Consider the following 18151-nt stretch of genomic DNA (forward strand, 5'->3'; position numbering starts at 1 on the left):
TCAGGTCGCCGGCGCGTCCTCGGCCTCGCGCGGGGCGCGACGACCGAACAGGAGCGCGCCGACCCAGCCCGCCGTCATCACCAGCACCACGGTCGGGGCCGGCGCGCTGTCCAGGAACACGGACAGGTAGATGCCGAGCGTCGAGGCGACGAGGGCGAAGAGCGCCGCGACCAGCAGCATCCATCCGAAGGAGCGGGTCAGGAGGAAGGCGGTGGCGCCCGGCGCGATCAGGAGCGCCACCACGAGGATGATCCCGACCGCCTGCATGGAGGCGACGATCGCCGCCGAGAGCGCCGCCAGCAGGCCGTAGTGCAGAAAGCGCACCGGCAGGCCCGAGACGCGGGCCTGCACCGGGTCGAAGCTGTGCAGCAGGAGGCTGCGCCAGGACAGGAGCACGAACAGGAGCACGGGCAGGACGATCAGCGCGATCTCCAGGAGGTCGCCCGGTACGAGGCCGAGAAGGTCGCCGAACAGGATGTGGTCGAGGTGCAGCGCCGAGCGCACCTTGGCGTGGAGCACGATGCCGAGCGCGAACATGCCGGCGAAGGCGACGCCCATGGCCGTGTCCTGGCGGATGCGGCTGTTGTTCTTCAGGAAGCCCGAGCCGGACGCGCACAGGAGGCCGGCGGCGAAGGCGCCCAGCGCCAGCGGCAGGCCGGCGGCATAGGCGAGGACGATGCCGGGCAGGACGGCGTGCGACACCGCGTCGCCCATCAGCGACCAGCCCTTCAGAACCAGGAAGCAGCTCAGGAGAGCGCAGGGAACCGCGATCATCGCGCCCGCCAGGAAGGCTTGGCGCAGGAAATCGATCTGGAACGGAAACAGGAGATCGGCCGCGCTCACGGGATCGCCTCGCGCATCGCCTTCGTCGCCCGCCGCCGCGCCGCCAGCATGCCGTGGCGTGGCGCGAAGACGAAGGCGAGGAGGAACAGGACGGTCTGCAGCACCACGATCACGCCGCCGGTCGCCCCGTCCAGGAAATAGCTGAGATAGGCGCCCACGCCGCTGGTCAGTGCGCCGATGGCGACCGAGAGCACGATCATCCGGCCGAACCGGTCGGTCAGGAGATAGGCCGTGGCGCCCGGCGTCACCACCGCGGCGACCACGAGGAAGGCGCCGACGGTCTGCATGGCGGCGACCGTCGAGGCGCTGAGCAGCGTGAAGAACAGGGCGCGCCAGAGCGTCGGCCGCATCCCGATCGTGCGGGCGTGGTTCTCGTCGAAGAACACGGCCATCAGGCTGCGCCAGGTGAGAAGCAGGACGCCCAGCGTGACGCCCGAGATCAGCGCGAGCTGGAGCGTGTCGCCCGGCGTCACCGCCAGGATGTTGCCGAGCACGATCGCCTGGATGTCCACCGGCACGGGCGACACCGATACCAGGAACAGGCCGAGGCCGAAGAACGAGGTGAAGATCAGCCCGATCACCACGTCCTCCTTGAGGCGCGACACGCGCGCGACGAGGAGGATGGCGCCGGCGGCGAGGCCGCCCGAAAGGAAGGCGCCGATCGAGAAGGGCAGGCCCAGCATGTAGGCGCCCGCCACGCCCGGCACGATGGAATGGGACAGGGCGTCGCCGATCAGCGACCAGCCCTTGAGCACCACGAAGGCCGACAGGAAGGCGCACACGCCGCCGACCAGGGTGGAGACCCAGATCGCGTTGGCCATGTAGTCGTAGGTGAAGGGCTCCAGCAGCGCGGCACTCACGCGAAGGCTCCGGCAGGCTGGGGCGCGGCGCCGTCCGCGGGCGGCGCGCCGCCCGGCAGGCCGCCGCGCAGGGCCCCGCCGAAAGCGCGCTCGAGATTGGCCGGCGTGAAGACCTCCGCCGTCGGCCCCGAGGCGAGAACGGTGCGGTTGACCAGGATCGCCCGGTCGCAGAAGTCCGGCACGGCGGCGAGGTTGTGGGTGGAGACCAGCATGGCCGCCCCCTCGCGGCGCAGGTCCTTCAGGAGCGCCACGATCGCCGCCTCCGTGCGCAGGTCGACTCCGGTGAAGGGCTCGTCGAGCAGGATCACCTCCGCGCCCTGCGCCAGCGCGCGGGCCAGGAAGACGCGCTTCTTCTGGCCGCCCGACAGCTCGCCGATCTGGCGGGCGCGGAACTCCGCCATGCCGACGCGCGCCAGCGCGGCGGCGACGGCCTCGCGGTCCCGCGCCTTGGGACGGCGCAGCCAGCCCATGTGGCCGTAGCGGCCCATGGTGACGACGTCCTCCACCAGGACCGGGAAGTTCCAGTCGATCTCCTCGCTCTGCGGCACGTAGGCGACGCGGTTGCCGGCCAGCGCCCGCGCGACCGGCGCGCCGAGGATCGACACCCGGCCCGCCGACTGGGGCACGAGGCCGAGGACCGACTTGAAGAGCGTGGACTTGCCCCCGCCGTTGACGCCCACCAGCGCCGTGATCGAGCCGCGCGGAACCGCGAAGGCGGCGTCGCGCAGGGCGACGTGGCCGTTGCGGTAGACCACGGTGAGGCCGGCCGCCTCGATGCCGGGCGCGGCGGCACTCACGGGGCGAACCCGGCGGCGATGGTCTGCGTGGTGACGCGCAGGAGGTCGAGATAGGTCGGCACCGGGCCGCCCTCGGCGCTCAGCGAATCGACGTAGAGGACGCCGCCGTAGCGCGCGCCGGTCTCGCGGGCGACCTGCTCGGCCGGATCGGGCGAGACCGTGCTCTCGGAGAACACGACCGGGATGCCCTCGGCCTTCACCGTGTCGACCACGCGGCGGACCTGCTGGGGCGTGCCCTGCGCGTCGGCGTTGATCGGCCAGAGGTAGAGCTCCCGCAGGCCGAAGTCGCGCGCCATGTAGGAGAAGGCGCCCTCGCTGGAGACCAGCCAGCGGTGCCCTTCGGGAAGCGCGGCCAAGGCGGCGCGCGCGGGTTCGACGCTCGCCATGATCTCGCCCTTGTAGCGCCCGGCATTGGCGGCGTAGGTCGCGGCATTGGCCGGGTCCTGTGCCGCGAGCGCGTCGCGGATGTTGTCGACGTAGCGCAGCGCCAGGGTCGGCGACATCCAGGCATGAGGGTTGGGCCGCCCCTCGTAGGGCCCCTCCCCGATCAGGATCGGCTCGATGCCGTCGGTGAGCACGGCCGACGGCTTGTCGCCGAGCTGTGCGAAGAACCGCTCGAACCAGAGCTCGAGGCCGAGGCCGTTCCAGAGCACCAGGTCGGCGTCGCGCACCGAAAGGATGTCGCGCGGCGTCGGCTGGTAGTTGTGGATCTCGGCGCCCGGCTTGGTGATGGAGACCACCTCCGCTTTGTCGCCCACGACGTTGCGCGCCATGTCGGCGATCACTGTGAAGGTCGTGGCGACCTTGAGCCGATCGGCGGCGGAAGCGGCGGGGGCGGCCAGCGCCGCCACCAGCGCGAGGGCGGAAAGGGCGAAGCTTCGCCGGGTAAGGGGCACGCAGGATCTCCAGGAGGGCATCGTCAGGACGGAAAAATATGCAATTGCGAATGGTTTGCAAGTTGCGTCCGCGCGGTTTTCCTCCGGCGACCCTTCGGCACGGGCGGCGCCCCTCCCACGGCACAACCGACGCCGCGCCCGCGCCGCGCCGGCCCGACAGGCCGTGCCCGCCCGGTCTCCCGCCGGGCGGCGAGGAAAGCGACCGCTCAGGCGAGGCGCAGCCACTCGAAGCCGAACGGGGCGAGCCGCCATTCGCCGTTCGGCCCCGCCGGCTGCACCGTGCCCTGGTGCAGGAGGTTGACGCAGCGGCGGCCGGCGATCGCCTCGGCAAGGTTCAGCGTCGCCGGGCGGTCGGCGAGGTTGTGCAGCGTCAGCACCTCGCCGTCGCGCCAGCGGGCGCGCAGCGCCAGGACGCTCGACGCGCCGAGGTCGAGCACCTCGACCTCGCCCCAGCCGATCTCGCGGCAGGCGCGTCGCGCCCGCACCAGTCGCTGGACGGTGGAGAACAGGGAATCGCCCGACGCCTTCTGCGTCTCGGCGTTCACGAAGGCGGGCGCGAACGGGCCGTCCAGCACGGGCGCGCGCACCCAGGACCCCGGGTCGGCCGCGGAGAAGCCGCCGGCGCCCTCCGGCGTCCATTGCATGGGCGTGCGAACGGGATGGCGCTCGGGCAGGTCGAGGTTCTCGCCCATGCCGATCTCGTCGCCGTACCAGAGCACCGGCGTTCCCGGCAGCGACAGCATCAGGCTGAAGCCGAGACGGATGCGCCGCTCGTCGCCGCCCAGCATCGGCGCGAGGCGCCGGCGCAGGCCGCGATCGTAGAGCTGCATGTCCTCGTCCGGCCCGAAGGCGGCGAACACCTCCGCGCGCTCGGCGTCCGACAGGCGGCCGAGGTCGATCTCGTCGTGGTTGCGCAGGAAGGTCGCCCATTGGGCGATCGCGGGAATAGCGGGAAGGCTCTCGAGCATCGCCCGCACCGGCGCGGCGTCGCGCCGGGCGAGCGCCAGGAAGAGCTTCTGGTTGAGCGGGAAGTTGAAGATCAGGTGCAGGCGGTCGCCGTCGCCGAAATAGGCGTCCGCCTCCTCCATCGGGATGTTGGCCTCGGCGAGCAGGATCGCCTCCGCGCGCCGCCACGACAGGAACGACTGGAGCTCGGCGAGATAGGCGTGCGGGTCGCCCTCCAGCCCTTCCAGCATGAACGGAGCGGCGTCGATGCGAAAGCCCGAGACGCCGAGCGCCAGCCAGAAGCCCATGATGCGCTGGATCTCCTCGCGCACCGCCGGGTTGGCGATGTTGAGGTCGGCCTGATGCTCGTAGAAGCGGTGGTTGTAGTATTCCCGGCGCTTGCGGTCGAAGGTCCAGGTGGTCTTCTGGACGCCGGGGAAGATCACCCCGTCCTCGGCGTCGTCCGGCTTCTCCTTCCGCCAGACGTACCAGTCGCGGTAGTGCGACTGGGGGTCCGAGCGGCTGGCCTGGAACCAGGGATGCTCCACCGAGGTGTGGTTCACCACGAGGTCGACGATGACGCGAAGACCCCGGTCGCTCGCGGCCTGCATGAACTCGGCGAAGTCGCCGAGCGTCCCGTAGCGGGGGTCGACATTGTAGTAGTCGGCGACGTCGTAGCCGTTGTCGCGGTTGGGCGAGGGATAGAACGGCAGGAGCCAGATGCAGTTGGCGCCCAGCGCTTCGATATGGTCGAGATGGTCGGCAAGGCCCCGGAAGTCCCCGACCCCGTCGCCGTCCGAATCCCGGAAGGCGTCGACGTCGAGGCAGTAGATCACCGCGTTCTTGTACCAGAGGTTCCGCATCCGCCATCCTTCCCGCCGGCCCTTCGGACCATAGCTAGAGGCGGGAGGGACGGATGGCAGGCCCGCGCCGCGCGACGGGCCGGACGGCCGGCGGGGCCGCGAACGGGGAACGGGAGGGCCGACGCCCATGCAATCGCTGCGGATCGCGCTCGGCCTCCTCGCGCTGGTCGGCCTCGTGTTCCTGATCCTTCCGAGCGAGCCGACGCTGTTGGCGGGCCGGAGCGCGGCGCCGCCCTCGCTCGCCGAGGCAGCGGACGGCATGCCGCCGACGGCCACGGCACCCCGGGTCGAGCCGCCTCCCGCCGCGCCGGTGCGCACGATCGGGCCGACGCCGGCGCCGACCACGGCGCTGACGCGCCTGCCCCCGGTCGCCAGCGGCGCCGCGACGCCGCCACGGGCCGACGAGCCCGAGCCCGAGCCGGCCGCGGGCGCAGCCGTTGCCGCTGCCACGGACACGGCCGACGACGAAGCGGCGACGTCGGAGGCCGCCGCCGCGCCCGACCCCGACAAGCCCGCGTTCCGCCTCTTCGCCCGCCCCATCGCGGTGGATGCCGGCACGTTGAAGGCGGGCGAGTTCACGCTTCGGGTGGCGGGCGTCCAGCCGGTGGCCCGGAGCGCGCGCTGCACCGACGGGGCGCAGGCCTGGCCTTGCGCGACGCGGGCCCGCACGGCCCTGCGCGGCTGGCTGCGGGGCCGCTCCGTGCTGTGCGCCGTAACACCGGCCGAGGCGCAGGCGATCGAGATCACCGCGCCCTGCCTCCTGGGCGAGGAGGACGTCGGCGACTGGGTGGTGCGCAACGGCTGGGCGCGCGCCGCGTCCGGCAGCCGCTACGAGGCGGCCGAGAGCGAGGCGCGCGAGGCGCGGCGCGGGGTCTGGGCCTACGGCTTCGCCGACGAGGCGAGCGCCAGTTCAGGCGGTTGAGGCGAGCGAGCCGTCCAGCGCGCGTGCGATCAGGCGGCGCGTCTCGTCGATGCCGTAGAGCGCCACGAAGGAGCCGAAGCGCGGCCCGCGCTCCTGCCCGATCAGCACCTGGTAGAGCGCCGAGAACCACTCCAGCGACACGCCGGGTCCGCCGTCCGGGCCCTTCTTCTTCTCGTCCTGGTAGCGCGGGACCGGCCGGGCGGCGTCGAGCACCGCGTCCTGGATCGCGGCGGCGTCGGCCGTGTCGGGGAGCGCCGCCAGCCGCCGGTCGAGATCCGCGAGCGCCGCGCGCTCCACCTCGTCGGGCGCCCGGAACCGCTTGGTCGGGCGCACGAAGTCCTCGAAGTAGCGCAGCGCGTAGCCGACCAGCCGGTCGAGCTCGGGATCGCTCTGGGCGGTGACGCCCGGCGCATAGCGCGAGATGAAGCCCCAGAGCGTCTTCGGATCGGCGGCGTTGGAGGCCGAGACGAGGTTGAGGAGCAGCGCGAAGGAGACCGGGATGCCCTTCACCGGCGGCTCGCCGCCATGGATGTGGAAGGTCGGGTTCTGGAGGCGGGACTTGGCGTCCTGGCGCTCGTAGGCGCTCGCGAACGCGTAGTAGTCCTCCACGGCCTTGGGGATGACGTCGAAGTGGAGCCGCTTGGCGGCGCGCGGCTTGTTGAACATGTAGAGGCCGAGGCTCTCGGGCGAGGCGTAGGTCAGCCACTCCTCGATCGACAGGCCGTTGCCCTTGGACTTGGAGATCTTCGCCCCTTCGGCGTCCAGGAAGAGTTCGTAGACGAAGTGCTCCGGCGCCTCGCCGCCCAGGATCTCGCAGATCCGGTCGTACACGGCGGCGTTGGTCTGGTGGTCCTTGCCGAACATCTCGAAATCGACGCCGAGCGCGGCCCAGCGCATGCCGAAGTCCGGCTTCCACTGCAGCTTCACCTGGCCGCCGGTGACGGGCAGCGTCGTTTCCGCTCCGTCCTCGTCCAGGAAGGTGATGGTGCCCGCCGCGGCGTCCACATGCTTCATCGGCACGTAGAGGACGCGGCCGGTGGTGGGCGAGATCGGCAGGAACGGGCTGTAGGTCGCCCGACGCTCGGGGCCCAGCGTCGGCAGCATCACGCCCATGATGTCGTCGTAGCGTTCGGCCGCGCGCCGCAGCACCGCGTCGAAGCGACCGTCGCGGTAGTACTGCGTGGCGCTGGCGAACTCGTAGTCGAAGCCGAACGTGTCGAGGAAGCGGCGCAGCATCGCGTTGTTGTGGCCCGCGAAGGTCGCCTCCGCGCCGCCGAACGGGTTCGGCACGTCCGACAGCGGACGCTGGAGATAGGGCTCCAGCGCGGCCCGGTCGGGCACGTTGTCGGGGATCTTGCGCATCCCGTCCATGTCGTCGGAGAAGCAGATCAGGCGGGTCGGGATCGCGTCCTCGGTCAGGATGCGGAAGGCGTTGCGCACCATGGTCGTGCGCGCGACCTCGCCGAAGGTTCCGATATGCGGCAAGCCGGAGGGCCCGTAGCCGGTCTCGAACAGCGCCTCGCGCTTGCCGGTGCGCCGGAGGCGGGCGACGATCTTGCGCGCTTCCTCGAAGGGCCAGGCCTGCGAGGTCAGCGCGGCCTCGAGAATCTCCGGCATGGTCCGGCCGCTCGCCGCTCCGTCCTCGATCGTCATGATGGGTCAACCTCTCGCATCGAGCCGGCCGGGCGCCGGACGGCGCGGAGCTCGCATTCCAAGCGTCCGTCTATGGTTTCGCGGCGCCCCGCCGTCAACGGCGCGGGCCCGCTTCAGAAGGCGCTGACGGGAAAATAGCGCAGGAGCAGCTCCGACATGCGCCCGCTCGCCACGATCCGCCCGATCGCGTAGTCGAAGGCCGCGCGAAGGTCGCCGTCCTCCGGCTTCACCGCGATCGCCAGTCCCTCGCCCAGGAAATGGTCCGACAGGAGCGGCCCGCCCGAGAAGGCGCAGCAATCGGCCGCCGCCTCGCTGGAGAGCCAGAAGGACAGGCCGACCCCGTCGCCGAACACCGCCCGCACGCGCTCGGCGCGCAAGGCGTCCAGCGCCGCCTCGCGCGTCGGCAGGCCGACCGCCTCGGCCCGCGGGAAGAAGGCCCGCAGCATCGCCTCGTGCGCGCTGCCCGAGACCACCGCCACCTTGACGCCGGCGAGCCCCGCCTGGAGCTCGCGCTCGACCGGCTGCCCGGTCAGGGTGACGAAGCGGGCGGGGTAGCGGAAGAATGGGTGGGTGAAGTCGAAGCGCGAGCGGCTGTCGGCGTCGATCGCGAGCCCGGCGATCACCGCCTCGCCCTCGCCCTGCGCCAGGGCCCCGCCGAGCTCGGCGAAGGGCCGGGCCTCGATCTGGCAACGCGCCGCGACGTCGAGCTCCTCGCAGATGGTTCGGGCCAGATCGACGTGGAACCCTGCGAGGCGGCCGCGCTGGTCGAGGAAGTTGAACGGCGCGAAGTCGACCGAGGTCAGGAACCGGATGCGGGCGCGGTCCGAAAGGTCCGGTTCGGCGAACCGCTGCCCCTGGTCCCAGAAGTTCGGCGTCGGCACGGCCGGCGGGGGGGCAAGGGCGGGCGCCTGGCTTTGGGCGTATCCGGGGCCGGCCACAACCAGAAGGGGCAGCGCCAGAAGGGTCGCGGCTACAAATGCACGCAAGGGTTTCTTCTCCCCCATGGATTACGAGCCCAAGATGTCCACGCTGCGGGAAACCGTCACGGCTTCGGGGACAACGTGTTGCGTGAACCGGAATATGCCCTCTGCGGCGCGGATGCCAGCCGCAACGCGGCCGTCCGCACCGACGAGCCCTTCGCGAACGCGCTCGCCGGCCATGGGGCGCGCGCCCTCCCCGCCGGTTCGCCGCCGTCGCCCGCGCTGGAGCAGGCCCTTCTCCGTCTGGGACTGGATCGCGGCACCTTCGAGGCGGCCTGCCGGGAGGCCGAGCGGAACGGCTCCAGCGCCGACGAGGAACTGATCGCCGCCGGCCTGGTGGACGAGGCCGCGCTGGCGCGGGCCCTCGGTGCCGTGCTGGGTCTCTGCGCCGAGCCGATCGGTCCCGGAGCGTCGCTGCTGCGCGACGGCCGGGGTGCCTTCGACGCCTCGGAGCGTCACGCCAAGACCTGCGACGGGGCGATGCGGCCCCGCCTGTTCCTCGCCCCCAGGCTGGAGCGGATCGGCTTCCTGGCCGATCGGATCTCGCGGTCGCCGCAACTGGCGACGACGCTGCGGGTCACCAGCCTGTCGGAGATCGCCATGGCGCGTGGGGCGGCCAGCGGCGCCGAACGCTCGACGCGGGCGCGCGCCCTGGCGGCGCTGGACTGGCCACGCTCCCGGCTCGAGGTCTTCTTCGTCTGCGAGGCCAACGACCCGGAGACCATCGCGGCGGTGGAGCGTGCGATCGCGGGCGAGCCCAACTTCTCGGTGATCGCGACCCCGCGCACCGCGCCGACCACCAAGCCCAAGGCTCTGAACTTCGCGCTGCCGCTGACGCGCGGCGAATTCGTGGTTCTCTACGACGCGGAGGACCGGCCCGACCCCGGCCAGCTTCGCGCGGCCCATGCCGCCTTCCGCTCCGCGCCCGTCTCGCTGGCCTGCGTCCAGGCGCCGCTGGTGATCCGCAATGCGGCCGACGGCTGGCTGGAGACCCTGTTCGCGCTGGAATACGCGGTCCTGTTCCGCGCGATCCTGCCCTGGCTTGCCCGGCGCGGCCTGCCGCTGCCGCTCGGCGGCACCTCCAATCATTTCCGGCGCGCGGCGCTGGTGGAGGCGGGCGGCTGGGACAGCCACAACGTCGCCGAGGACGCCGATCTCGGCATCCGCCTGTCGCGGCTCGGCTACCGGATCGGCACCATCGCGAGCCCGACCTCGGAGATCGCGCCCTCGCGCTTTCTCGACTGGCGCAACCAGCGCACCCGCTGGATCAAGGGATGGTGCCAGACCTGGCTGGTGCACATGCGCGACCCGCGCCTCGCCTGCCGCCAGCTCGGCCTGCGCGCCTTTCTGACCTTCCAGATCCTGTTCGGCGGCATGATCGCGGCGAGTTTGATGCACGTGGTCTTCGCCGGCCATCTCCTGGCGGCCACCCACGCGTATCTGACGACCGGCGAGATCCACGTCGCCGCCGGGGTCCTGGCGGCCGTCGACCTCCTCAACATCGCGCTGGCCTACACCGTGTTCATCCTCACGGCGCGGCTCGTCGCGAGCGAGGCCGAGCGGCCGCTCCTGCGCCGTCTCTGGTCGCTCTGGTTCTACTGGCTGATCGTCAGCCTGGCGGGCCTGCGCGCGATCGGCCAGCTCGTCCACGCGCCGCACATGTGGGAGAAGACCCCGCATCGCGAGCCGGCGGGGCGGGCCTGATCGGCGGCCCGTCCCCGCGCCGGTCAGGAGCGCGCGCCCTCGCCGTCCACCACGTCGGCATGGGGCCGGTCGTCGCCGCGCGAGACCTCCTCGTGCCAGACGCCGCTGCGGTCCTGATACTGGATGCCGGCGGTTTCGCCGGCCAGTTCCTGGCGGGCCGAGGCGTCCCTGGCGGCCGCCAGCGCCCGGTTGTGCGTCGGGAAGGTCTCGGAGAACACGTCTCCGACCTTGTAGGCCCAGCCGCCGTCGTGCTCGACGATGTTGTAATGGATGTCCGACATCCCGCGTCCTCCATGTTCTTCGGGCGTCAGGCGCCCGGCGGAAGAACGCGAGGGTCGGGTCAGCCGTTCCAGCGCGAGGCGGTGCGGGCGGTGCCCCCCACGGGACGGCCGGCCGGAACGCCGAGCCAGCGCCGCGCGGCCGCGCGCCAGCGGTCGCGCCGGCGCTCGGGCGTCTCGCGCGCCACGGGCCGCCCCTTGTAGCGGATCACGAGGGGCACGGTCGTGGTCATCGGATGGGCGATGCCGTGTTCCCACAGCCCGTCCTCGCCCCAGCAGTCGCCGTGGTCGCCGCAGACGATCACGGTACCGTCGCGGTGGCTGGCGAGGAGCGGCGCGAGGAGCCGATCGACATAGTCGAGGCAGGCCGCCTGGCGCCGCGCGCATTCGGCGGCTCGGTCGCGATTCTGGAAGGGCAGGCACGGATTGTCGTCGGGCGACCAGTCGGCGCCCTCGAACCAGTAGGGCACGTGAGTCTCGCCGACATTGACGAAGGTGAAGGTCGGCCCTTGCGCGTAGTCGAGCCGGCGGGAGATCCAGTCCATCTGGCGGCGCAGGTGGTAGGGCCCCGCATACAGGAAATGGTCGAAGCTGCGGCTGAGGTGGATGCCGGTCGGCGTGGCAGGATCGAACCAGCCCATCGCGGCCGTGCCGATCGTGGTGTAGCCGAGGTTGCGGAAGCCCTCGACGATGTTGCAGCCGGACAGCGTGTAGCCCTCCGTCCCCTTGCCGGCGAAGCCGACCCCGGCGATCTTGAACAGCTTGCCGAACTTCGGGTCGAGCAGCGGCTGCGCGGCGCCCGGAATGCCGGGGGTGAAGCCGACGAACATCGCCGAGTGCGAGCCATAGGTGAAGTAGCTCGGCGACTGCGCCTTGTGGAACGGCGCCAGCGCCTTGATGTTGGGCGCCGAGCCGTTGGCGAACGTGTCGTAGCGGCAGGAATCGAGGGTGACGAAGAGGACGCGGTCGGCGCTCATGACATGACCCCACACGGATGACGGATGGGGGCGGCCGGAACCGCCCCCTGTTGTCTGTCCGATCCGCCCGCGCGGGGCGGAATACCTGTGTTACACCAGAAGCTCGGCGGTCCCAGGCAGACCGACCGGGTCGGTGAACACGTCGGCGTCCGCGGTACCGGTGTAGCCGGTGATGTTGACGACCTGCTCGCCGCTGCTGCTGTCGTAGACGAGGTAGGTGCCGGCCAGGGCACCCGAACTCACCGTGACGATGGCTGCGTTGTCGTTCGAGAGCGTTCCGGCGGACAGGTTGAGGATGTCCTGGAAATTGTTGGCGCGCCCCGAGATCGCGACGAGGTCGTTGACCTGATCGCCGGCGATCTTGTCCTCGTCGAAGTTGAAGTCGGCGATGCGCACGATCGGCGCGATGTCGCGATCGTCCTGGCGGCCGTTGATCTGGAACAGGTCGGAGCCCTGACCACCGTACAGCACGACGCTCTCGGGGAAGAAGTTGTTGTCCCCGTTTTGGTTGCTGACCACCAGCGTGTCGTCGCCAGCGCCGCCGTATACGGTGCTGCTGCCGCTGCCGTAGACGAACAGGAAGTCGTCGCCGCCGTTGCCGAAGACCTGCGCCGAGGCGTCTTCGCCGACGCCCACGAAGATGACGTCGGTGCCGTCGGTCGGATCGGTGGTGCCGTTGCCGCCGACGATCGAGACGTTCTCGCCGACCACGAAGGCCGAGATCACGTCGCTGCCGACGCCGCCCGCGACATAGCTGTTGCTGGCGAGGTTGCCGGCCGAGATGAAGTCAGTGCCCTGGCCGCCGTAGATCGAGGCCTGCACGCCCATTTCCGAGGTCGACACGAGGGTGATCGAATCGTTGCCGCCGTTGCCGGTGATCAGCGCGGTCGGGACGAAGTCGTCCGCCACGAAATCGTCGGTTCCGATCGAGACGAAGATCTGATCGTTGCCGTCCACCGCGTCGGTATTGCCGTTGCCGCCGTAGACCGTGATCGCGTTCAGCGCGCCCACGTCCACGATATCGGCGCCGACGCCGCCGTAGATCGTGGAGTCGGAACCCGCGAAGCCATAGACCTGATCGTTGCCCTGCCCGGCGTGCACGTAGAAGCGCGAGGAGAGTTCGCCCGCGATCTCGCGAACCGAGCCGCCGAGTTCAACGAAGTCATTGCCGCCATTGCTGTAGATCTCGGCGTAGGAGTTGGTGCCGAGGTTGACGGTGATGTTGTCGCCCTGATCCTGGGCGTCGGCGCTTTCGCTGCCGCCGTACACGGTTACCTGACCGACAAAGCCGGGAGCGATAACAATGGTGTCGAGGCCCTGGCCACCGACGACCTTGGCGCGGATGGCCAGCTCGGATTCGGTGGTGCTCCCGGCAATGCCGTCGATCTCGAGGTAGTCGTTGCCCTGGCCGCCGTAGATCGTGTCCGAGCCGCCGTTGCCGTAAATTTCGTCGTCGCCGGCGTTGCCGAACAGCGTGTCGGCATTCGTGCTGCCGTAGATCGTGTCGAAGCCGGCCAGGCCGGTGACATTGACGCTGGCAGCGGGGTTGGCGGGGGCGTCGTTCAGAACGTCGTCGCCGTTCGTGCCTGTGATGTCGATTGCCATGTTATCTCCTGGGCGCTCGTTATGGTTGCGTCCCGACGGGCCGCAGCGCACGGCAGCCCGCCTCGCGCGGGATGCCGATTGCAATCACAGGTAGAGTCTATGGCTGGATTCGCGACAACTGGCAATGGGACGCCCATCGGCAAAATACCTACCATTGGTTGTGTTGCCGAAACGCACTACCGTCGCATGCATCGGGGCGTATCCTCCGGCGCAGCTCGATCGACCCCTGCATCACGGCGCGATCGAGCGGAACAGATGACCGGTCCTTTGCTGGAGTCCCCATCCGACAGACGAAACCGTCATCCGTGCGCCCGCTTTCGCCCAAAGGAAGCGGGCGCACTTTTAGCGTGCATGCGGGCACGAGGTCGCCATCCGCAACGGCACACCACCCCATCCAGAGGATTGCAACCGGACGATGCCGTGCATCGTTCGCCGTGGCTCCTCCGCCGCACAGGCTCCGGCGTGGGAGACGCGCAACAGAAAACCCGGCATCGAGTGCCGGGTCGTTGCTCGGAGGGCGGTCTCGCCCGCGAGGAGAAAGCTCAGATTTCGTCGTTGCCCTTCGTGTCGATCTCGGCGATCGCATAGTCGATCATGCCGGCGATCGCACTGTGGTCGCGCCGCAGGAGTTCGCGCGCCAGAGACAGGAGATAGATCGCGGTGCGCTCGTCGACCTCGCGCGAGGAGGAGTTCGCATCCGACACGCCAGCCGCGTCTGCCGAGGTGCCCGCAGCGCCGAACTGCTGGCCGTTCGTCCCCAGCCTCGGCTGCGTGGTCATGATCGATCCTCCTGACTTCGACGAGAACATGTCGCTCAACAAATAATCGTCAGCTTTGATGATCGTCGTTCTTTGTTTTTCCGCAACCATGGAAACGTCGCTCCCTACCCTTCGTCACAACAACAATAGGTTGCACTTTCGACGGAATGCAACCTTGTCCGGAGCAGTTCCCCTTCGTCAGTTCACAATGGCGTCGAACGGGTGGTTTCCTGGCAACAGATCGGCGCCGCCCGCCCTCGGCGCCCGAAAACACATCGAAAGACGCCGACCCGCTTTGGGGAGCGTGACACGTGCGCCGAGGGCGAAGGGGCCCGCTCGCGGCGAGCGACCCAGCAGGCCCGCACGAAAAAGGCCCGGCATTCGGTTGCCGGGCCTCTCATGTCTCTCAGGGCGACGTCCCGAGGCGCAGGCGCCGAGAGCGCCCCGATCGGGTGCGCCGTGCTTCGTGCCGACGCGGCGTCAGCCGTCGGAGTCGAGAAGCGCCGGCGAGCGCTCCTCGCCGCCCTCGCCTTCGTCTTTCTTGCGGCGCGGACGGGCCACGCGGCGCTTGGGCGCCGTCTCGTCCTCCGCCGCGACCGGCGCGTCCAACGAGGGCGCGGCCTTGGCGCTGCGGCGGCGGGCCGGCGCGGGGACGGAGTCCTCGCTCGGTGCGGCAGGCGAAACGGCGGGCTCGACCGCCGACACCGCGTCCGTCTCTCCGGCGTCGCGGCGCTTTCGCGCACGGACGCGCGGCTCGGCGCTACCCGGTTCCCCGACGGTCTCGGCGACGACCGGTGCGGGCACCGGCGGCAGGCTCGTCGCGGCGGGCTCGATCGCCGCCACCGGCGCCGGCTGCGCCGATGCCTCGTCCGGCTGATCCCGCCGCTCGGCGGCGGGCGCGTCCGTGCGTCCCTCGTCGGCGGCGCGCTGGCGCCCGAAGCGTTCCTCGAACCGGCGCTCGCCGCTGCGCTCGTTCAGCCGCGCGCGCTCGCGACGGCTTTCGCGACGCCCGCCCTCGAAGCGGCCCGCGTCCTGGCGCGGCGCGCCGCCCTCGGCGTCGACGTCCGGCCCCTGCGGAAAGGGCTGCGGCCCGGTTCCGGGCTGGCGGCCGTCGCGATAAGAAGAGCCGTCGCGGCCCTGGCCCTCCCGGCCCTGGCCGTCGCGGTTCTGGCCATCTCGGTTCTGGCCATCTCGGTTCTGGAACGGACGCTCGCCGCGATTGTCGCGGCCGTCCCGGCGCTCGCCGCGGCCGTTCTGCCCGTCGCGGAAACCCTGCCGGTCGTTGGCATGGCGCTCGCCGCCCTGGCGCTCGCCGCCGAAGCCGTTCTGCGGCCGGTCCTGGCCGCCGGCGTAGGGCTGTCCCGCCTCGGGGCCCTGGCCCTCCTCGCCGTCCTCGTCGTCGAAGTCCGCATAGTCGCGCTCGGGCTGGCTCGGCTGGAACTGCCCCTGCGCGGCGGCGACGATGCGCCCGTAATGCTCGGCGTGCTGAAGGTAGTTCTCCGCCATCACCCGGTCGCCGGCAGCGGCGGCATCGCGCGCCAGCGTGGTGTACTTGTCGGCGATATGCTGGGCCGTGCCGCGGATCTTGACGTCGGGACCGTTGGACTCGAAGCTCCGCGACAGCGGATTGGGTCCCTTGCGCCCGCCGCGTCCGCGCATGCGCTTGTTCTGCTGCTGCTGTCCTGGCCTCATGCTCATCCTGTTTTCTGGATCTTCCGGCCTCCGGCCGGCTCTTCCTCTCGTTGCGAGCGCGGTCCTGTCGCCTCGCAGGGGAACCGTCTGGCGTTCGCCCGCCGGGCTTGAAGGGCCCGGCTCGCAACGCCTTGCATGGAAGCTTGCTGTCCGGCGCGGCTCCATCCTTCGCCGACTTGCCGGACGGGGCGGCTGCATTCGAGCATCCCGCCTGGGACGCGTTCCGATGCAGTGTGCGGGGGGGCATATCCCTCGCGGCATCCGCCTTTGCCCGGAGACACTAGTGATTCGCCCCCCTCCCCACAAGGGGCAAAGGGCTCCAAGCGCCGGAAATCAACCGCATTCCGGCGGAAAATCCGCCATTCCGCCGCGGCGGAACCACAGCGCCCGCGCGATGCCGGACAGATCGGCACGGGTCGTCACGGCGCGCAGCCCCACCGCGGCCGCCAGCCCGGCGACGTCCTCCGCCTGGCCCCGGCCGATCTCGAACAGGAGGTCGCCCCCCGGCACCAGCAAGGCGGCCGCCTCGCCCACGAGGCGGCGATAGGCGACGAGCCCGTCCGGGCCGCCGTCCAGCGCCAGCGCGGGATCGAAGCGGCGCACGCCGGGGTCCAGCGTGTCGAGCTCCGCCGTGGGGATGTAGGGCGGGTTGGAGACCACGCAGTCGAGGGGCCGGCCGAGCGCGAGCAGGTAGTCCGCCCGCAGCGGCCAGAACCGGTCGGCGACGCCTGCCGCCGCCGCGTTGCGCCGGGCGGTCTCCAGCGCCCCTTCCGCAAGGTCCACCGCCACGCAGCGGCTGCGGGGAAAGCGGGCGAGGAGGCATACGGCGATCGCCCCCGTGCCCGTGCCGACGTCGGCGAACAGGAGCGGCGCGTCGCCCCGCAGCGCCATCGCCTCGGCCGCCAGGTCCACCAGCGTCTCGGTGTCGGGGCGTGGCTCCAACGTCTCGGGCGACAGGGCGAACTCGTGCTCGCCGAAGGCGCGCCGACCGAGGATGCGGTGCACCGGCTCGTGCGCCAGCCGCCGCGCCGTCATGGCCGCCAACCGGGCGGCGGCGTCGGGCGCTGCGGCATCGTGCGCCCTCAGGATCAGCCCGGCCGCGTCGAGCCCGAGCGCGGCGCCGGCCAGGAGACGCGCGTCGAGGTCGGCGCTCGCGATGCCGGCGGCGCGCAACAGCGCGCGCGCCTCGGCCACGAGCGACGCGACGCTCGGCGACCCGACGTGGGGCGACCCGACGCTGGGCGGCGCCACGGTCGGCTCAGTCCCCCATGGCGGCGAGGCGTGCCGCCTGGTCGTCGGCCACCAGCGCCTCCACCAGCTCGTCCATGTCGCCCTCGATCACCCGGTCGAGCTTGTAGAGCGTCAGGTTGATGCGGTGGTCGGTGACCCGCCCCTGGGGGAAGTTGTAGGTTCGGATGCGCTCCGACCGGTCGCCCGAGCCGACCTGCGCGCGCCGGTCGGCCGACCGCTCGGCGTCGAGGCGCGATCGCTCCATGTCGAACAGCCGCGCGCGCAGCACCTGCATGGCACGGGCGCGGTTCTGGTGCTGCGACTTCTCCGACGAGGTGACCACGATGCCGGTGGGCAGGTGGGTGATGCGAACCGCCGAATCCGTGGTGTTGACGTGCTGGCCGCCGGCGCCCGACGAGCGCATCGTGTCGATCCGGATGTCCTCGTTGCGGATCGCGACGTCGACCTCCTCCGCCTCCGGCAGCACGGCCACGGTGGCGGCGGAGGTGTGGATGCGGCCCGACGATTCGGTGGCCGGCACGCGCTGCACGCGATGGACGCCCGATTCGAACTTCAGGCGCGAGAACACGCCCTGCCCCGTCACCGAGGCGACCACCTCGCGGTAGCCGCCGGCCTCGCCGTCCGACGCCTCCATGATCTCCACCCGCCAGCCGCGCCCCTCGGCGTAGCGCTGGTACATTCGGAACAGGTCTCCAGCGAACAACCCGGCCTCCGAGCCGCCCGTGCCGGCGCGGATCTCGAGGATCGCGCCCTTGGCGTCGGCCGCGTCCTTGGGCAGGAGCAGGACCAGGAGCTCGCGCGAGAGCGTCTCCAGACGCGCCTCGACCGTGCCGATCTCGGCGCTGGCAAGGTCGCGCATCTCGCGGTCGGCCGCGGGATCGGCCAGCATCTCGCGAAGCCCGGCGAGCTCGGCCTCGGCCGCACGATGGGCACGGATGCCGGCGACCACGTCCTCCAGCCCGGCATATTCGGCGGCGAGCCGGGCATAGGTCTCGTGGTCGGGGCCGGACGCCATTTCCGACGCCAGCTGATCCGAGCGCCGCAGGATCTCGGTCATGGTATCGGCGGGAAGAAGGGCCATGCGTGTCGTCCGGTGCGGGCGCGCCGGACCGTCCGGCCCGTCCGCG

General features: G+C 71.2%; 16 protein-coding genes. 2 read left to right on the plus strand and 14 right to left on the minus strand.

Annotated features, from left to right (window positions below; genetic code table 11):
* From D3218_RS15600 to D3218_RS15620, 5 genes are all read right to left on the minus strand, one after another.
* Complete coding sequence (locus D3218_RS15600; RefSeq protein ID WP_119540996.1) at positions 1-843, minus strand: metal ABC transporter permease; 843 nt, start codon at positions 841-843, stop codon at positions 1-3.
* On the minus strand, positions 840-1664 hold the full coding sequence (locus tag D3218_RS15605; protein ID WP_136625117.1) for a metal ABC transporter permease: 825 nt from the start codon (positions 1662-1664) through the stop codon (positions 840-842). The genes D3218_RS15600 and D3218_RS15605 overlap by 4 nt, the downstream gene beginning before the upstream one ends.
* Positions 1665-1699: 35 nt before the next feature.
* On the minus strand, positions 1700-2500 hold the full coding sequence (locus D3218_RS15610; protein WP_119540998.1) for an ATP-binding cassette domain-containing protein: 801 nt from the start codon (positions 2498-2500) through the stop codon (positions 1700-1702).
* The gene (locus tag D3218_RS15615; RefSeq protein ID WP_119540999.1) at positions 2497-3417 is read right to left on the minus strand and encodes a metal ABC transporter substrate-binding protein; all 921 of its coding nucleotides are present in this window, start codon (positions 3415-3417) and stop codon (positions 2497-2499) included. Before D3218_RS15615 ends, D3218_RS15610 begins: the two co-directional genes overlap by 4 nt.
* 185 nt (positions 3418-3602) lie before the next feature.
* Positions 3603-5204 carry an alpha-amylase family glycosyl hydrolase gene (locus tag D3218_RS15620; RefSeq protein ID WP_119541000.1) on the minus strand — a complete coding sequence of 534 codons (1602 nt, stop codon included), beginning with the start codon at positions 5202-5204 and terminating at the stop codon, positions 3603-3605.
* Between the two features lie 127 nt (positions 5205-5331).
* Between D3218_RS15620 and D3218_RS15625 the strand changes: the two genes are divergently transcribed.
* On the plus strand, positions 5332-6126 hold the full coding sequence (locus D3218_RS15625) for a hypothetical protein (RefSeq protein ID WP_119541001.1): 795 nt from the start codon (positions 5332-5334) through the stop codon (positions 6124-6126).
* Here D3218_RS15625 and D3218_RS15630 read toward each other — a convergent pair.
* Together D3218_RS15630 and D3218_RS15635 are read right to left on the minus strand one after the other, a co-directional pair.
* Entirely contained in the window at positions 6115-7779 is a 1665-nt protein-coding gene (locus D3218_RS15630) for a lysine--tRNA ligase (protein ID WP_168990552.1), read from the minus strand. The two genes, D3218_RS15625 and D3218_RS15630, sit on opposite strands and share 12 nt — an antisense overlap.
* 113 nt (positions 7780-7892) lie before the next feature.
* Positions 7893-8765 carry a transporter substrate-binding domain-containing protein gene (locus tag D3218_RS15635; RefSeq protein WP_245415065.1) on the minus strand — a complete coding sequence of 291 codons (873 nt, stop codon included), beginning with the start codon at positions 8763-8765 and terminating at the stop codon, positions 7893-7895.
* A gap of 78 nt (positions 8766-8843) precedes the next feature.
* Here D3218_RS15635 and D3218_RS15640 point away from each other — a divergent pair, with 78 nt between their 5' ends.
* Positions 8844-10463, plus strand: coding sequence for a glycosyltransferase family 2 protein (locus D3218_RS15640; protein ID WP_119541003.1), 1620 nt, complete (start codon positions 8844-8846; stop codon positions 10461-10463).
* A 23-nt stretch (positions 10464-10486) separates the two neighbouring features.
* Here the strand turns inward: D3218_RS15640 and D3218_RS15645 are convergent, their stop codons facing one another.
* From D3218_RS15645 to prfA, 7 genes are all read right to left on the minus strand, one after another.
* Complete coding sequence (locus D3218_RS15645; RefSeq protein ID WP_119541004.1) at positions 10487-10744, minus strand: DUF2188 domain-containing protein; 258 nt, start codon at positions 10742-10744, stop codon at positions 10487-10489.
* Between the two features lie 59 nt (positions 10745-10803).
* Entirely contained in the window at positions 10804-11718 is a 915-nt protein-coding gene (locus D3218_RS15650; RefSeq protein ID WP_119541005.1) for a sulfatase-like hydrolase/transferase, read from the minus strand.
* A gap of 90 nt (positions 11719-11808) precedes the next feature.
* Positions 11809-13374, minus strand: coding sequence for a calcium-binding protein (locus tag D3218_RS15655; protein ID WP_136625115.1), 1566 nt, complete (start codon positions 13372-13374; stop codon positions 11809-11811).
* A gap of 491 nt (positions 13375-13865) precedes the next feature.
* Positions 13866-14102, minus strand: coding sequence for a hypothetical protein (locus D3218_RS15660; RefSeq protein WP_119541007.1), 237 nt, complete (start codon positions 14100-14102; stop codon positions 13866-13868).
* 459 nt (positions 14103-14561) lie between these two features.
* Positions 14562-15773 carry a DUF4167 domain-containing protein gene (locus D3218_RS19960; protein ID WP_210209689.1) on the minus strand — a complete coding sequence of 404 codons (1212 nt, stop codon included), beginning with the start codon at positions 15771-15773 and terminating at the stop codon, positions 14562-14564.
* A gap of 333 nt (positions 15774-16106) precedes the next feature.
* Positions 16107-17024, minus strand: coding sequence for a peptide chain release factor N(5)-glutamine methyltransferase (prmC, locus tag D3218_RS15670; RefSeq protein ID WP_119541009.1), 918 nt, complete (start codon positions 17022-17024; stop codon positions 16107-16109).
* A 7-nt stretch (positions 17025-17031) separates the two neighbouring features.
* Complete coding sequence (gene prfA, locus D3218_RS15675; protein ID WP_119541010.1) at positions 17032-18105, minus strand: peptide chain release factor 1; 1074 nt, start codon at positions 18103-18105, stop codon at positions 17032-17034.
* Between the last annotated feature and the right edge of the window lie 46 nt (positions 18106-18151).

Source organism: Aureimonas flava, assembly GCF_003583935.1.
Lineage (GTDB): Bacteria > Pseudomonadota > Alphaproteobacteria > Rhizobiales > Rhizobiaceae > Aureimonas > Aureimonas flava.

Coding starts and splice junctions, on each gene's coding strand:
- D3218_RS15605 (WP_136625117.1), bottom strand. CDS start 1,664: ATGGCCAACGCGATCTGGGTCTCCACCCTGGTCGGCGGCGTGTGCGCC.
- D3218_RS15615 (WP_119540999.1), bottom strand. CDS start 3,417: ATGCCCTCCTGGAGATCCTGCGTGCCCCTTACCCGGCGAAGCTTCGCC.
- D3218_RS15620 (WP_119541000.1), bottom strand. CDS start 5,204: ATGCGGAACCTCTGGTACAAGAACGCGGTGATCTACTGCCTCGACGTC.
- D3218_RS15625 (WP_119541001.1), top strand. CDS start 5,332: ATGCAATCGCTGCGGATCGCGCTCGGCCTCCTCGCGCTGGTCGGCCTC.
- D3218_RS15630 (WP_168990552.1), bottom strand. CDS start 7,779: ATGACGATCGAGGACGGAGCGGCGAGCGGCCGGACCATGCCGGAGATT.
- D3218_RS15645 (WP_119541004.1), bottom strand. CDS start 10,744: ATGTCGGACATCCATTACAACATCGTCGAGCACGACGGCGGCTGGGCC.
- D3218_RS15650 (WP_119541005.1), bottom strand. CDS start 11,718: ATGAGCGCCGACCGCGTCCTCTTCGTCACCCTCGATTCCTGCCGCTAC.
- D3218_RS15660 (WP_119541007.1), bottom strand. CDS start 14,102: ATGACCACGCAGCCGAGGCTGGGGACGAACGGCCAGCAGTTCGGCGCT.
- D3218_RS19960 (WP_210209689.1), bottom strand. CDS start 15,773: ATGAGGCCAGGACAGCAGCAGCAGAACAAGCGCATGCGCGGACGCGGC.
- prfA (WP_119541010.1), bottom strand. CDS start 18,105: ATGGCCCTTCTTCCCGCCGATACCATGACCGAGATCCTGCGGCGCTCG.